Annotated in this window: 16 protein-coding genes; 7 read left to right on the forward strand and 9 right to left on the reverse strand. The window is 31.9% G+C overall.

Going from position 1 to position 14,051, the window contains the following annotated elements; translation table 11 throughout:
* The first annotated feature begins 4 nt into the window (after nt 1-4).
* The 4 genes from JM80_RS04090 to JM80_RS04105 are packed head-to-tail and all read left to right on the forward strand — an operon-like array spanning nt 5 to nt 4,962.
* Nucleotides 5-1,945: a PRKR-interacting protein 1 gene (locus JM80_RS04090; RefSeq protein ID WP_144709295.1), complete on the forward strand. Its 1,941-nt coding sequence runs from the start codon at nt 5-7 to the stop codon at nt 1,943-1,945.
* Nucleotides 1,946-1,957: 12 nt separating this feature from the next.
* On the forward strand, nt 1,958-3,355 hold the full coding sequence (locus JM80_RS04095) for a hypothetical protein (RefSeq protein ID WP_144709296.1): 1,398 nt from the start codon (nt 1,958-1,960) through the stop codon (nt 3,353-3,355).
* A 45-nt stretch (nt 3,356-3,400) separates the two neighbouring features.
* Complete coding sequence (locus tag JM80_RS04100; RefSeq protein WP_144709297.1) at nt 3,401-4,519, forward strand: FAD-binding oxidoreductase; 1,119 nt, start codon at nt 3,401-3,403, stop codon at nt 4,517-4,519.
* On the forward strand, nt 4,513-4,962 hold the full coding sequence (locus JM80_RS04105) for a GreA/GreB family elongation factor (protein WP_144709298.1): 450 nt from the start codon (nt 4,513-4,515) through the stop codon (nt 4,960-4,962). Before JM80_RS04100 ends, JM80_RS04105 begins: the two co-directional genes overlap by 7 nt.
* Before the next feature lie 67 nt (nt 4,963-5,029).
* On the opposite strand, the gene JM80_RS04110 is transcribed toward JM80_RS04105, so the two are convergent.
* The 9 genes from JM80_RS04110 to JM80_RS04145 form a co-directional block, all read right to left on the reverse strand.
* Entirely contained in the window at nt 5,030-5,416 is a 387-nt protein-coding gene (locus JM80_RS04110; RefSeq protein WP_144709299.1) for a plastocyanin/azurin family copper-binding protein, read from the reverse strand.
* 35 nt (nt 5,417-5,451) lie between these two features.
* Nucleotides 5,452-5,985: a carboxymuconolactone decarboxylase family protein gene (locus JM80_RS04115; protein WP_013620833.1), complete on the reverse strand. Its 534-nt coding sequence runs from the start codon at nt 5,983-5,985 to the stop codon at nt 5,452-5,454.
* A 54-nt stretch (nt 5,986-6,039) separates the two neighbouring features.
* Nucleotides 6,040-6,201, reverse strand: a complete 162-nt coding sequence (locus JM80_RS16410) for a hypothetical protein (protein WP_186439752.1) — start codon at nt 6,199-6,201, stop codon at nt 6,040-6,042.
* A gap of 97 nt (nt 6,202-6,298) precedes the next feature.
* Nucleotides 6,299-7,141, reverse strand: a complete 843-nt coding sequence (locus JM80_RS04120; RefSeq protein ID WP_144709300.1) for an AraC family transcriptional regulator — start codon at nt 7,139-7,141, stop codon at nt 6,299-6,301.
* 132 nt (nt 7,142-7,273) lie between these two features.
* Nucleotides 7,274-8,722 (reverse strand): pyruvate kinase, encoded by a 1,449-nt coding sequence (gene pyk / locus JM80_RS04125; RefSeq protein ID WP_013620831.1) that lies wholly within the window; start codon nt 8,720-8,722, stop codon nt 7,274-7,276.
* Between the two features lie 2 nt (nt 8,723-8,724).
* A complete protein-coding gene (locus tag JM80_RS04130; RefSeq protein ID WP_144709301.1) occupies nt 8,725-9,189 on the reverse strand; it encodes an IPExxxVDY family protein in 465 nt (154 codons plus the stop codon).
* A 110-nt stretch (nt 9,190-9,299) separates the two neighbouring features.
* Complete coding sequence (gene rnc / locus JM80_RS04135; RefSeq protein WP_013620829.1) at nt 9,300-10,040, reverse strand: ribonuclease III; 741 nt, start codon at nt 10,038-10,040, stop codon at nt 9,300-9,302.
* 4 nt (nt 10,041-10,044) lie between these two features.
* Nucleotides 10,045-11,295 (reverse strand): beta-ketoacyl-ACP synthase II, encoded by a 1,251-nt coding sequence (fabF, locus tag JM80_RS04140; protein ID WP_013620828.1) that lies wholly within the window; start codon nt 11,293-11,295, stop codon nt 10,045-10,047.
* 114 nt (nt 11,296-11,409) lie between these two features.
* A complete protein-coding gene (locus tag JM80_RS04145; protein ID WP_008269813.1) occupies nt 11,410-11,643 on the reverse strand; it encodes an acyl carrier protein in 234 nt (77 codons plus the stop codon).
* Nucleotides 11,644-11,805: 162 nt separating this feature from the next.
* Here JM80_RS04145 and JM80_RS04150 point away from each other — a divergent pair, with 162 nt between their 5' ends.
* The 3 genes from JM80_RS04150 to JM80_RS04160 all read left to right on the forward strand — a co-directional run bounded on the left by JM80_RS04150 (nt 11,806) and on the right by JM80_RS04160 (nt 14,017).
* Nucleotides 11,806-12,372, forward strand: a complete 567-nt coding sequence (locus JM80_RS04150) for a phosphoribosylglycinamide formyltransferase (RefSeq protein WP_144709302.1) — start codon at nt 11,806-11,808, stop codon at nt 12,370-12,372.
* Nucleotides 12,372-13,004 (forward strand): viroplasmin family protein, encoded by a 633-nt coding sequence (locus tag JM80_RS04155; protein WP_144709303.1) that lies wholly within the window; start codon nt 12,372-12,374, stop codon nt 13,002-13,004. Before JM80_RS04150 ends, JM80_RS04155 begins: the two co-directional genes overlap by 1 nt.
* Before the next feature lie 86 nt (nt 13,005-13,090).
* Nucleotides 13,091-14,017, forward strand: coding sequence for a PfkB family carbohydrate kinase (locus tag JM80_RS04160; protein ID WP_144709304.1), 927 nt, complete (start codon nt 13,091-13,093; stop codon nt 14,015-14,017).
* Nucleotides 14,018-14,051 lie beyond the last annotated feature (34 nt).

A 14,051-nucleotide genomic window follows, 5' to 3' on the forward strand; every position in this document is an offset into this window, starting at 1 on the left:
AAGAATGAAAAAATTACTATTAAGCCTAACCATTTGTTGTGCTGCATATACAGCGCAAGCACAAGATTTAATACAAAACATACCTGCCAATTCTAGTGCGGTTGTTACTATAAAAGGAAGTAATGTTACAGACTTATTTTCTATTAAAGAGTTTGAAAACTCTAAAATAGGACAGGAAATGGTTAAAGAGTTAGCCAGAGAATCAGACGGTGACCTAACAAGTCTTAATGATTTAGGTATAGATTTTAATGCAAGTGCATATTATTTTTTGCAAGCAGAAAAAGGTGTTTTTTCTAACTACTTTGCTATACCATTACGTTCTAAAAATGGGTTTGATAACCTAATTAAAAAGAATAACAGTAGTACCGAAAAGATAAAAACTGACGGTGATATAACTTATATGCAAGATAATTATGACGGCATTACTGTAGCCTGGAATGATAGAATGCTTGTTGTGGTTATTTCTGAAGATACAAACGAAGATGATGATTATAATTACTACAGTTATGATGATGTTACAGAAATAGAAGAAGCAGTAGAAGTTGCTGTTGATGTCGCAGGAGATGCTGTTGAAGCAGTAGAAGTTGAGGAAGTTGAAGAGGCTGAAGAAGTTATTGAAATTGTAGAAGTAGAAATTGAAGATGTTGAAGAGGCGGTAATTGAATCTACCGAAGATGCAACATACTCTAATGATGATTACTATAAAAAAAGAGAAGAGCGTTACAAAAGAGAACGCCAAGAAAGAGAAGCAAAAAGAATAGCTAAAACTCAAAAAGCAAAAGTGCGTAATTTACAAAAGGCAAAAGCTTTTATAAATGGTGACCATTCATCTAACAATATTTTGCGTAACAAAAGTTATGTTGCTAGTTTAGGAAAGCAAAACTTTGAGGCACACGCTTGGGCAGGAGATTTTATGAATCTTTACCAAGAGTTAGTAGAAACTCAAGGTTTTAGTAATGCTTTTGGTATGTATAATGTAGAGGAATTGTACAGAAACTCTTCTGTATCTTCTACCTTAGATTTTACCAATACTAGTGCTGTTTTAAATATAGATTATACTATGAGTAATGCTATGGCTAAACACGCTAAAGCAATGTATAATGGTAAAATGAATAAAGATTTTTTTAAGTATTTTAATCAAGATAAAATGCTAGGTTATATGTCTGTTAACGCAAGTACAGAGGGTTTGCTTACAGAGTATCCAAAACTTATGAAGTCTATGTTTGCTAACTCTACAAATAACGAAATGGCAACTGTAATACCACTTGGAACAGACTTATTATCTGTATTTTTAGATGAAGAGGCTGTTGGTGAATTGGTTAGAGGAGATATGTTATTTGTAGTTAATGATATTGCTAAAAAACAAGTAACCTATACTACGTATGATTATGATGAAAACTATAATAGAATTCCAATAGAGAAAACAAAAGAAGAAACGGTACCAGATTTTATTTTTATGGCCACTTCTAACGGAGAAAGTATTTTTAACAAGCTTATGAATATTGCTGTTAAAGAAAACGAAATGACGGTAGATAACGGTATTTATAAGTTTAACACACCAAGAAGTGTACCTGTAAATGTATACGCAATGCACGCTAAAGGAGTGTTGTTTTTTGCAACGTCTAAAGACCAGTTGTTAGCCATTAGAAATGGTAGTTTTAAAGGTAGTGTAAGTGGTGATCACAAAAAAAATATTAGCAAAAATACTTCTGCGGCATATGTTAACGGTAAAAATATAATTTCTCAAATACCAGTTAATGAGTTGCCAAGAGAGTTTAAAAGAAAAATTAACTTTTTAACTAGTAATACAGAAGATCTTTTAATTACTACAGGTAAATTAAAGGGGAATAAGTCTAGCACTAAAGTTATTTTAAATACTCCAGAAGAAGGACATAAAAATGGCTTAGCATACTTTATTAATTTTATAGATGCATTTATAGACTAAGTTTTAAGCAATATGCGTTTAAAAAAAATAGTAAAAATAGTAGTCCCAATAATTATACTTTTAGGTATAGTTTATTGGGGCTATAAGTTTATAAACAACACATCATCCTTATTGGGAGTTGTGCACAAAAATGCAGATGCTGTTGTTAAAATAGATTTGCACGGTATACAAGAAACTATAGTTTTAGATGCGCTATCTTCACCTAAGTTTTATTATAATAATATATCATTTTCAAGTAGTAAAAAAGAGAAAGATTCTACCTTAGATAAGGGCATTAACTTAAAGCCATATACAGTAGTTTTATATACACTTAAAAATGTAGAAAACACAGTTTTTTCTACATTTCCAATAGATAATTTTACAGGTTTTAATGCATATGTAAAAGAGTACATAAAAAATAAAAAAGGTAAAATACAGAATGCAGAAGGTTATAAATACGCAGTATTAGAAAAATCTAAAGTTTGTATAGCTTGGAGCTCTAAAAACCTTGCAATTGCGGCTACACCAAGTAAAATAGATATTACAAAGGTTTCTGCCGTTTTTACAGATGTTTTGGTAGATGAAAAGTTGATTACAGATAAAAACAATAACTTAATTGAGCAATTAAAAAATGCCAAAGACCATATTGTATACCTAAAAGGAACAAGTGTAATTGGTTTAAATTTTGAAGATGGAAAACTAGCTGTATCCGGACAATTAGAAGTTGATAAATCTTCAGTTTTTTCAAAAGAAATTACAGTAAATAGTGTGCCAAATGCTTCTTTACAACTGTATTTAGATTATAGTTTTACTGATGAAAATCACAAGAAAGACTTTATATCAACCTTTAAAAATAGCTCTTTTTTACAAAAAAGTAATTTACAGATAGATAGTATTGCAAAGTACAGTAATGGTTTTTTTAGCTTGGTAGTAAGTGGTAAAACCAAACAGCAAGACACTATTATTACATATGATTATGATAATAATTTTAATAAAGTAGAAAAGAAAACGATACAAGAAAAAGAGGTGCCAAAAATGTATGTAAATTTAGGTGTAAATAAAAATGGTTTACCAGCTTATTTACAAGAACAAGGCGCTATAGAACAAGGTGTATTTACTGCGTTACCTATTTATAATTTTTATGTGTCATCAGCAACAAAAACAAGCTTGTTTACTACTGCTAAAAATATCCCTAAAACAGCGGTTTTTAAAAGCGCTAACTTTTTAGATATTACAGCAGATTTCTCTAAATTAAAGAACGATATAAGCTTTCCTAAGTCTGACTTACTATTTGGACTTTTAAACAGGTTAGACATAAAAGCAAACCAGGTTAAACCGGGAGTTGTTGGTCTAAAGGGTACATTATCTGCAAAAAGAGACGATGTAAATATTATAACTCAACTCTTTTTTGGCTTAGAAAACGCTAAATAACATTTTTGCACGCAGTTACTTAGTTTTAGTTCTTATTTTAGTAAGATGAATTTTAGTTATTGGGAGCATAAAACGTGGTTATCTGCAATAGATTTTACTATTGTTGGTAGTGGTATTGTGGGGTTAAATTGTGCTTTGTATTTAAAAGAGCGTTTTCCTAATTCTAAAATTTTAATTTTAGAAAAGGGAATGTTGCCGCAGGGAGCTAGTACTAAAAATGCTGGTTTTGCTTGTTTTGGTAGTATTTCAGAAATAGTATCAGATTTAAACTCGCATACAGAAGAAGAGGTTGTGGAGCTTGTACAAAAAAGATTAGATGGTATAAATTTATTGCGATCTAATTTAGGTGACACTGCTATTGGGTATAAAAATTATGGCGGACATGAATTGTTTTTAACTGCTAATAAAGATTTATATGAGCATTGTTTAGATAAAATTAATGATGTAAACAGTTTGTTAAAGCCAGTTTTTAAAGCAGATGCGTTTGTGGCTACACAGAATAAATTCAACTTTAAAAAAATAAAAGAAAACTATATAACTCATATTTTTGAAGGGCAAATTAATACTGGTGCAATGATGCAGTCTTTGTTGGCTAAAGCTCATCAAAAAGGTATTTTAATTTTAAATAATACAAATGTAAAAGCCTTTACAACAACGGCAAATAGTGTAGCAGTAGAAACTAGTAATTTTACTTTACAGACTAAAAAGCTAATAGTTACAACCAATGGTTTTGCAGCAGAATTACTACAAGAAAAGGTTAAGCCAGCAAGAGCACAAGTTTTAGTAACAGCGCCTATACCTAATTTGCATATTAAAGGGACTTTTCATTTAGACGAAGGGTATTATTATTTTAGAAATATTGATGATAGAGTTTTATTTGGTGGAGGACGAAATTTAGACTTTAAAGCAGAAGAAACTACAGTATTTGGACAAACCAAAATAGTGCAACAAAAGCTTGAAGATATATTAAGAGAAACAATTTTACCCAACACACCTTTTAAAATAGATAAAAAATGGAGTGGTATAATGGGTGTTGGGAGCCAAAAAAAGCCAATAATAAAGGAAGTTAAACCTAACGTGTATTGTGGTGTGCGTTTAGGCGGAATGGGAATTGCTATTGGTAGTTTGGTGGGTAAAGAATTAGCAGATTTAGTAAAATGGTAAAGAAAGAAGATCTTTTAGAGTTTTGCAGAAATTTTATAAATAATAGGGTTTCTAGAATACAAAGCAATATTACTGGTATTCAAGATTCGCTTGCATCAGAAACTAAAAGCAGTGCTGGAGATAAGCATGAAACAGGAAGGGCAATGCTACAGCTAGAAAGAGAAAAACTTGGAGCACAACTACTAGAAGCAGAAAAAATGCAACAGTTATTGTCTAAAGTGAATATTGCAAAAAGTACTACTTTGGTTGGTTTAGGAAGTGTAGTATACACAGAAAAAAGTAATTACTTTATAGCTATATCAGCAGGGGAATTTGTGCAAAATAAAAATAAGTTTTATTGCATATCTGCAAATACGCCAATTGGTAAGTTACTGTTAGGTAAAAGTGAAGGTGATAGTTTTGTTTTTAACGGAGCTACAATAAAAATAACACAGGTTATTTAAAGCAAAAATCCTTGAGTAGCTTACAATAGCTAATCAAGGATTTTATCACACAAAAAAAGATTAAACTTTATTTTACTGTAATTGTGTTGTCTGTTGCTGTTGGGTTTAATGGGCAAAAATATACATATTCACCTTTTTCTAAAACAGTAGCGTTAGACTTTTCCGTTTTACCGTTTGCAACTGCTTTTGTAACGTATGCAGTTTTAATGTGGTTTTCTGGTTTACTAACATCTTGTCCTTTTTTTACAAGAACAAAACCTACATCATGACCAACGTTATTGTTTGCAATCTCAAAAACATAAGTACCAGGCGCCACAGTTAAATTTTTCTGTGTAAACTCGCCTTTAGTTTGTTCTAAAGAAATTACTTTACTCATTTTATCTTGAGCGTTACTTGTAAATACTACACCTACTAATAGGGCTACTAATGCTATTGCGTTTTTTAAATTTTTCATCTTTTATTGTTTAAAGTTTACTATTGATTAATTTGTTATAAAGCCTGTGCTACCGGAAAATCTACAGGAACTTTTGTTGTGCTATGTATATAGTTAGAAATGGTTTTATCGCCAACTAAAACAATTGTGTCTATTAAATTTTCCTTAGTATACCCAGCGTTTAAAAAGTTTTCTACTACATTTTTATCTGTAGCACCTCTTTTTTCGGTAATGTTTTTAGCTAACGCCGCTAATGCATCTAATTTAGAGTCAAAAGAAGCTTTACCAGCTCTTAATTCCAATATTTCTTCATCAGAAAAACCATTCATTTTTCCTATTGCTGTATGTGCAGATAAACAGTAAATACAATTATTAACTTCACTTACTGCTAAGTTTACAGTTTCTTTTTCTTTAGCGGTTAATGATGTTTTTGCTCCGCTTAAATTAAGGTAGTTTTCTAAGGCATTGTTAGAGTATGCGTAAGTTGCATATAAGTTGGGTACAAAGCCTACTTTTTTCTCTAATGAATCAAAAATTCCTTGATTTTTTTCGCTTACTTCTGCTCTTGTTGGTACGTTAAATGTGCTCATAATTCTTCTTTTTTAGGTGGCCACTTTACAATGGCTATTGTTATTATTTTTTAGTTATTGAAAATTTTGGATTAAAGGTTTTTCTGCATCACAATAGAAATCATGATGGTATTTTTTTTCACAATGGTCTGTAGCTAATACAGTCTGTTGTTTGCTTTTTTTCTCTGACCTAAATATTTCTATTAGGTTAAAAATAGAGGTATGTATGAAGTTCATAATTGCGTTGTTTTATAATTACAATGCAAAGATGCAACCTATTAAGAGCTATTTGTTAATAGCAATTTCCCGACGGCTTGTAGAAATTTCCCGACGGTTAATTTTTGTATAATTCTCGGTATTTTGTAGGCGAGTAATTGGTCATTTTTTTAAAAAATGAACTAAAGTGTGCAGGATCATTAAAACCTAAATCATACGCAATTTCCTGGTTTTGCTTGTCTGTATAATTTATTAGTCGTTTTGCTTCAAGTGCAATTCTACTTAATATTATTTGCTGTGGTGAACTTTGGTTGTATAAAGCAAAAATGTTAGAAAGTGTTTTGGGACTCTTAAATAACAGGTCTGCATAGTCACTAACTTTACGTTTGGTTTTAAAATGCTCGTCAACCAAAACGTTAAATCTACGTACAAGATCTATTTGCTCATTATTTAACTTTTTTAAAGTAAGTTGTTCTTTGGCTAAACGTGTGCATATTATTATAAGCCTTTTTAAGAGCATTTGAAGCATATCTCCTTGGATTTTGTCAGATGTACTAAACTCGTCTATAAAAATCTCATAGAGCGTACTAAATTTTCTTTTTTGGTCTTCCGGTATAGTTACAATTGGTAGTTCTTGTGTTCCAAAAAATAGAATTCCGTTACATGATACCTCACTGTCATGATCTCTTATGCAGTAAAAAGGCCTGTTAAACATAAAAACGGTTAAAGGTTTTTCTGTTTTTTGATAAGATACGTAGTGTAAGTAAGTAGTTGTAATTAGTTGATTAGGTTGTAGTTCTATAATAGTATTATCTATTTCTAGAGTAACGGGCGTATTATTTTGGTTCCATAATATACTTATGGTGTCTTTATTGGTATTAAAATAGGTTAAATTTTTTTTAATATCATCTGTCATTCCAAAAACAGAATCTACTTTAGTGTCAGTAAATTGAAACTTCATAAATACGGTTGTTGTTGCTACATTTTAATAGTCTTAAAAACTAAGGTTTACTTACAGCAACTATATTGGTGTAAAACAAAAAAAATCCTGAGTAAACACTCAGGACTCTTTTTTATAAAACTTAAAAAGTTTTTATTTTTTTACGTTACAAGATTCTATTTCTGTAACACGTAGTGTATTAACCATACCTTTATTTGCTATTGGCATTGCGGCAAGACTAATAAGCATATCACCAACATCTAAAAATCCTTTTTGGCAGGCAATTGCATTTACGTCTTCTATAGTTTCATCTGTAGTTACATACTTGTCATAATAAAAAGCTTTAACACCCCATAAAAGGTTTAATTGTGTTAATATTCTTTTGTTAGAAGTAAAAACTAAAATGTGAGCACTTGGTCTCCATGCAGAAATTTGAAAAGCAGTATAACCACTATTTGTTAAAGTAGATATTGCTTTAGCTTTAATTTCGTTAGCCATTATAGCTGCGTGGTAACATACAGATTTTGTAATGTATCTGTTAGTTTTAACATGAGGAGGGTTGTGAGGTACAGAAATTAAATCTGAGTTCTCTACGCTCATTAAAATGCTAGACATTTTTTCTATTACCTGTACAGGATAGTTACCAACAGAAGTTTCTCCAGAAAGCATAACAGCATCTGCACCATCCATAACAGAGTTTGCAACATCGTTAACCTCTGCACGTGTTGGTGTAAGGCTAGTAATCATTGTTTCCATCATTTGTGTAGCAATAATTACAGGAATACGTGCTTTTTTAGCAGTAAGTACCAATTGTTTCTGAATTAATGGTACCTCATGTGCAGGAACTTCTACCCCTAAATCTCCACGAGCAACCATTAAACCGTCACAATAAGCAACAATTTTATCTATATTTTCTACAGCTTCAGGTTTTTCAATCTTAGCTATAATAGGAATTTTATGGTCTGTGTGTTTTTTTATTAATGCTTGTAGGTCAATTAAGTCTTGACTAAAACGAACAAAAGAAAGTGCAATCCAATCTACATCTTGAGAAATTGCAAAAATTGCATCTTTAATATCTTTTTCTGTAAGTGCAGGTAAAGAAATGTTTGTGTTTGGTAAGTTTACTCCTTTTTTAGATTTTAATGGTCCACCTTGTATAACCTCTGCTTTTACTTCATCTTTTTTGTTTGTAGAGATTACTTTAAACATTAATTTACCATCATCTAAAAGAACCAATTCTCCTGGCTTAACATCTTTAGGGAAAGATGCATAGTTCATATATACCTTTTCTGCAGTACCTTCAAAAGGTTTTCCTGTTACAAAAGATATTTTATCTCCTGGAGCAACAACAACTTCACCAGCCATAACCCCAACTCTTAGTTTAGGTCCTTGTAAATCTGCTAAAATAGAAGTGTTAGAGCCTAGCTCATCACTTAACTCACGTATCATTTTAACACGCTCTGTAACATCTGAATAATCTGCGTGAGAAAAATTAATTCTGAAGACATTTACTCCAGCATTAATCATATCTCTTAAAATTTCTTTTTTACTTGTTGCAGGCCCTAGGGTTGCTACTATTTTTGTTTTTTTGTTAGTTGGCATTGTTAAAAAATTAAGTTGTTTTTAGATTTTAGGTTATCAACATCTATACTGTAAGCAGTAACAATTTTTGGTATGCTTACAATTTGTTTTAAAATTGAAGCTACAATTTCTTTGTCTTCTTGCTCTATTTTTAAAAAGTAATCTACACCCTTATATTCAGGAATAAGATAATGTGTTGTGTATGATAGTTCACTACCAAACAGACCTCCTTGTTCTTCTTGCTCTTCTATTTTACTATGGTTGCTAATTAAAGTCCAGTAATTGTGGTTGTCTACATCTTCCCATTCAAAAAAAGGAAAAGAAATGCGTTTGTTTACATCCAAATCTATTTTAGCTCTTCTAAAATTAGATTTTAAAAATAAATTAAGATTATAGCCAATTGCGTAATCTTCTAGACTGCTGTGTAGGGCAATTAATGAAAAAGAATCTTCAAAAAAATCTTCAGAAATTTTATGTATAGCTCCCATATTCTTTATGTCTGAAAGAGTAAATATAGGATTAAAACTTATACTAGCCTAGTATGTTTTAAGGTTTAAGCAAGGTATTTAAAACGAAAACGTTTTAGTTAACAATTATTTTACTTAGACTTCTTAATTTTGTCTTGTAAAGCAAAAAATGCACGTTTAGAAGCAGCTTCTTCTGCCTTCTTTTTTGATGTTGCTCTTGCTTTTGCAATTACATTATTGTCTATAGAAAGTTTAACGGCAAAGTGTTTTAAGGTGTCATTGCCTGTATCTTCATAAACATTGTAATTAAATTGCTTTTTTTGTTTTTGGCACCATTCTATAACCAAACTTTTATAGCTAATTACTCTGCCTTCTAATTGTTCTATATCTACGTATGGGCCAATTACTCTTTCGTTTATAAATTTTTCACAATATTGGTAGCCTCTATCTAGGTAAATAGCACCAACTAGTGCTTCAAAAACATTGCCGTGTATATTGTCTCCAAAGTGCGATTTAGAAATTCTACTTTCTACGTATTTTATTAGTTCTAAATCTTTCCCTAATTCATTTAAATGTTCTCTACTAACAATTTTAGAGCGCATTTTGGTTAAGTATCCTTCGTCTCCTAGCGGTACTTCGTTATATAGGTATTTAGAAATAATAGTGCCTAGCATAGAATCGCCTAAAAACTCCAAGCGTTCATAATTTAAAGGGTTACCGTCTTTATCTTTTTTGTTTGCAGATCTGTGCAAAAAAGCTTTGCGGTATATGCTTATATTTTTAGGTTTAAAACCTAAAATGTGTGTTATTCCTAAAAAAAAATCCCCATCTTTTTCTGGATGGGAATTAAATATTTTGGAGATAAAACTCATTATCTTAGTTTAATTTTTTGAAAATTACACAAGCATTGTGCCCACCAAAACCAAACGTATTGCTTAATGCAACGTTTACGTCTCTTTTTTGAGCCTTATTAAGTGTAAGGTTTAACTTAGGATCTATGTTTTCATCTACAGTTTCATGGTTAATTGTAGGCGGTACAACACCGTGCTCCATTGCAAGTATAGATGCAATTGCTTCTATTGCTCCGGCAGCTCCTAACAAGTGGCCCGTCATAGACTTAGTAGAGTTTATGTTAATATTATGTGCGTGTTCACCAAAAACTTTGCTAATAGCTTTTAACTCTGCTACATCTCCTAAAGGTGTAGATGTACCGTGTGTATTAATAGCGTCTACATCTTCTGGTTTTAAACCAGCGTCTCTTAAACAGTTTTCCATTACACGTACAACGCCAATACCTTCTGGGTGCGGTGCGGTCATATGGTAAGCATCACTAGATAAACCACCACCAGCTACTTCTGCATATATTTTTGCTCCTCTGGCAACAGCGTGCTCATATTCTTCTAACACTAAAGCGCCAGCTCCTTCACCTAAAACAAAACCATCTCTGGTAGCGTCAAAAGGTCTAGATGCTGTTTGCGGACTATCATTTCTGGTAGATAACGCGTGCATAGCGCCAAAACCACCCATACCTGCAATAGTAACAGCAGCCTCACTACCACCTGTAACAACAACGTCACAATGGCCAAGGCGTATAGTGTTTAACGCATCTATAATTGCATTTGCAGAAGATGCACATGCAGATACAGTAGTATAGTTAGGCCCCATAAAACCGTGTTTAATAGATATGTTACCTGGTGCTATATCAGCAATCATTTTTGGTATAAAGAAAGGGTTAAACCTTGGTGTACCATCTCCTTCAGCAAAGTTTAATACTTCGTTCTGGAAAGTTTCTAAGCCACCAATACCTGCTCCCCAAATTACGCCAACTCTAAATTTGTCTAGAGCGTCTAAATCTAATTTAGAATCTGCTATTGCTTCATCTGCAGAAACCATAGCGTATTGAGCAAACTTATCTAGTTTACGTGCTTCTTTTCTATCGAAAAAATCTGCAGGATTATAGTTTTTTAATTCGCAGGCAAATTTTGTTTTAAATTTTTCTGCATCATAATGGGTAATAGGGGCAGATCCGCTTTTTCCGTTTACTAACCCATCCCAGTATTCTTCTATGTTATTGCCTATAGGCGTTAAAGCTCCTAGACCTGTAACTACAACTCGCTTTAATTGCATGAACTCAAATTTTGTTAAATCTATTAATTAGATATGTGTAAATTAAAAAAAAAAATCCATGCAGCAAGACTACCACATGGATATTTTTTTAAATCTTGTTCAAGATATAATAAATTACTTTGCTTCTTCTATATAACTTATTGCTTGACCAACTGTTGCAATGTTTTCTGCTTGATCATCTGGAATCTGAATATCGAATTCTTTTTCGAACTCCATAATTAACTCAACAGTATCTAAAGAATCTGCTCCTAAGTCGTTAGTAAAGCTCGCTTCTGTAACAACTTCGTTCTCATCAACTCCTAATTTGTCAACGATTATAGCTTTTACTCTTGATGCAATGTCTGACATAATAATTTTGTTTTAATAATTTTAATTGAAGGCAAAAATAAAAAACTTTGGTTTAAATACACCATTTGTCGTTAAAATGTGTCAATTTTTAATTTAATTTAATATTGATGTGTTAATTTTACACCTCATTTTTTATTCAATAATTACCTTATTTGGCGCTCTATGAAACGTATTGTTCTACTTGCTTCTGGTTCTGGTTCTAATGTAGAGAACATAGCAAATTATTTTAAAGACAACCCTTTGGTTACTATTACCTGTGTACTTACTAACAAAAGAGATGCCAAAGTTACAGATAGATGTAACAGACTGAATATAAGCTCTTTATGCTTCAATAAAGAGGCTTTTTCTAAGTCAGACTGCTTATTAGACATAATTAAGGGTATGCAACCAGATTTAATTATTTTGGCGGGTTTTTTACTAAAAATACCCCAAAAGTTTGTTGATGCTTTCCCTAATAAGATTGTAAATATACACCCTGCATTACTGCCAAATTATGGAGGAAAAGGAATGTACGGCATGCACGTGCACAATGCAGTAAAAAATAATAATGAGTCAAAAACTGGCATAACAATTCATTATGTAAATGAAAATTATGATGAAGGAGCTATAATTTATCAGGCAGAAACAGCAGTTAATAGTAACGATTCTGTAGATGACATTGCAAAAAAGGTACACATGTTAGAGTATGAGCACTTTCCAAAGGTAATAGATCAACTTTTATCAAAATAATGGGTAAAAAAGGAAAATTTTATACAGTTTGGAAAGGTAAAAAACCCGGAATTTACGATTCTTGGGCTGCTTGCAAGGCTGCCATTAATAGAGAGAAAGGCGCCCAGTATAAGTCTTTTCCAACTTTTGAAGCTGCAAAAAAAGCTTTTAATGGTAGTTATGATGATTATAGAGGTAAAAAAATTACTACAAGCTTGTCTAAAGCAGAGCTAGATAAAATAGGGCAACCAAATTACAACTCTATTGCTGTAGATGCAGCATCTAGTGGCAATCCAGGTATTATGGAATACCGTGGTGTAGACACCCAAACCGCCAAAGAGCTTTTTAAACAAGGGCCTTTTAAACAAGGTACTAATAATATAGGAGAGTTTTTAGCTTTGGTACATGGCTTGGCATATCTTAAAAAAAATAATAGTAACCGTATAATTTATACAGACTCTAGAACAGCTATGAGTTGGGTACGCAAAAAAAAGTGCAATAGTAAATTAAAGGAATCTAAAAAAAATGAAGATGTTTTTGAGTTAATACGTAGAGCAGAAGATTGGTTAAAAACAAATACATACACTACAACAATTGTAAAATGGGAAACTAAAGCTTGGGGAGAAATTCCTGCAGACTTTGGGCGTAAATAGTACTTTTTCTTGTTTTTATAAATTGATGTTCTAATGAATCGGAATTGCTATTTCAAAAATGTATCTTTGCACCAAAATTAACTTATATGAGCAAATTGTTAATTGTGGGTACAGTAGCTTTTGATGCTATAGAAACCCCTTTTGGTAAAACAGATGTTATTCTTGGTGGTGCAGCAACGTACATAGCTTTAGCTGCGTCACAATTTAAAGTAAACTCTGCAATAGTATCTGTTGTTGGTGAAGATTTCCCTAAAGAACACCTAGACTTATTAAAGAGTAAAAATGTAGATTTATCTGCCTTAGAAATTGTAAAAGGAGGTAAAACATTTTATTGGAAAGGTAAATATCATAACGATTTAAACTCTAGAGATACTTTAGCTACAGAGTTAAACGTATTGGCAGATTTTAAACCAGTAGTTCCAGAAAGTTATAAAGAAGCAGATGTTGTTATGTTAGGAAACCTACACCCTAGCGTACAAATGAGTGTTATTGAACAAATGACAAAAAAACCAAAGCTTATTGTTTTAGATACAATGAACTTTTGGATGGATAATTCATTAGATGAATTGTTAAACGTAATTAAGCATATAGATGTTATTACAATTAATGATGAAGAGGCAAGACAATTAACAGGAGAATACTCTTTAGTTAAGGCAGCTGCCAAAATACAAACAATGGGACCAAAATTTGTTGTTATTAAAAAAGGAGAACACGGAGCATTATTGTTTAAAGATGATAATGTGTTTTTTGCACCAGCATTACCGTTAGAAGAGGTTTTTGACCCTACAGGTGCAGGAGACACTTTTGCAGGTGGCTTCTCTGGTTATTTAGCAGCTTCAGGTAACGTTTCTTTTGACAATTTAAAAAGCGCAATAATTCACGGTTCTAATTTGGCTTCTTTTTGTGTAGAACGCTTTGGAACAGAGCGTATGGAGAAATTAGAAAAAACAGAAGTAGACAAGAGGCTGCGTCAGTTTGCAGAATTAACCCAGTTTAACATAGAATTACAATAATAATTACAAGCCCATTTATGGGCTTTTTTTAATA

Origin of the sequence: Cellulophaga sp. RHA_52 (assembly GCF_007827205.1) — a bacterium.
GTDB lineage: Bacteria > Bacteroidota > Bacteroidia > Flavobacteriales > Flavobacteriaceae > Cellulophaga > Cellulophaga lytica.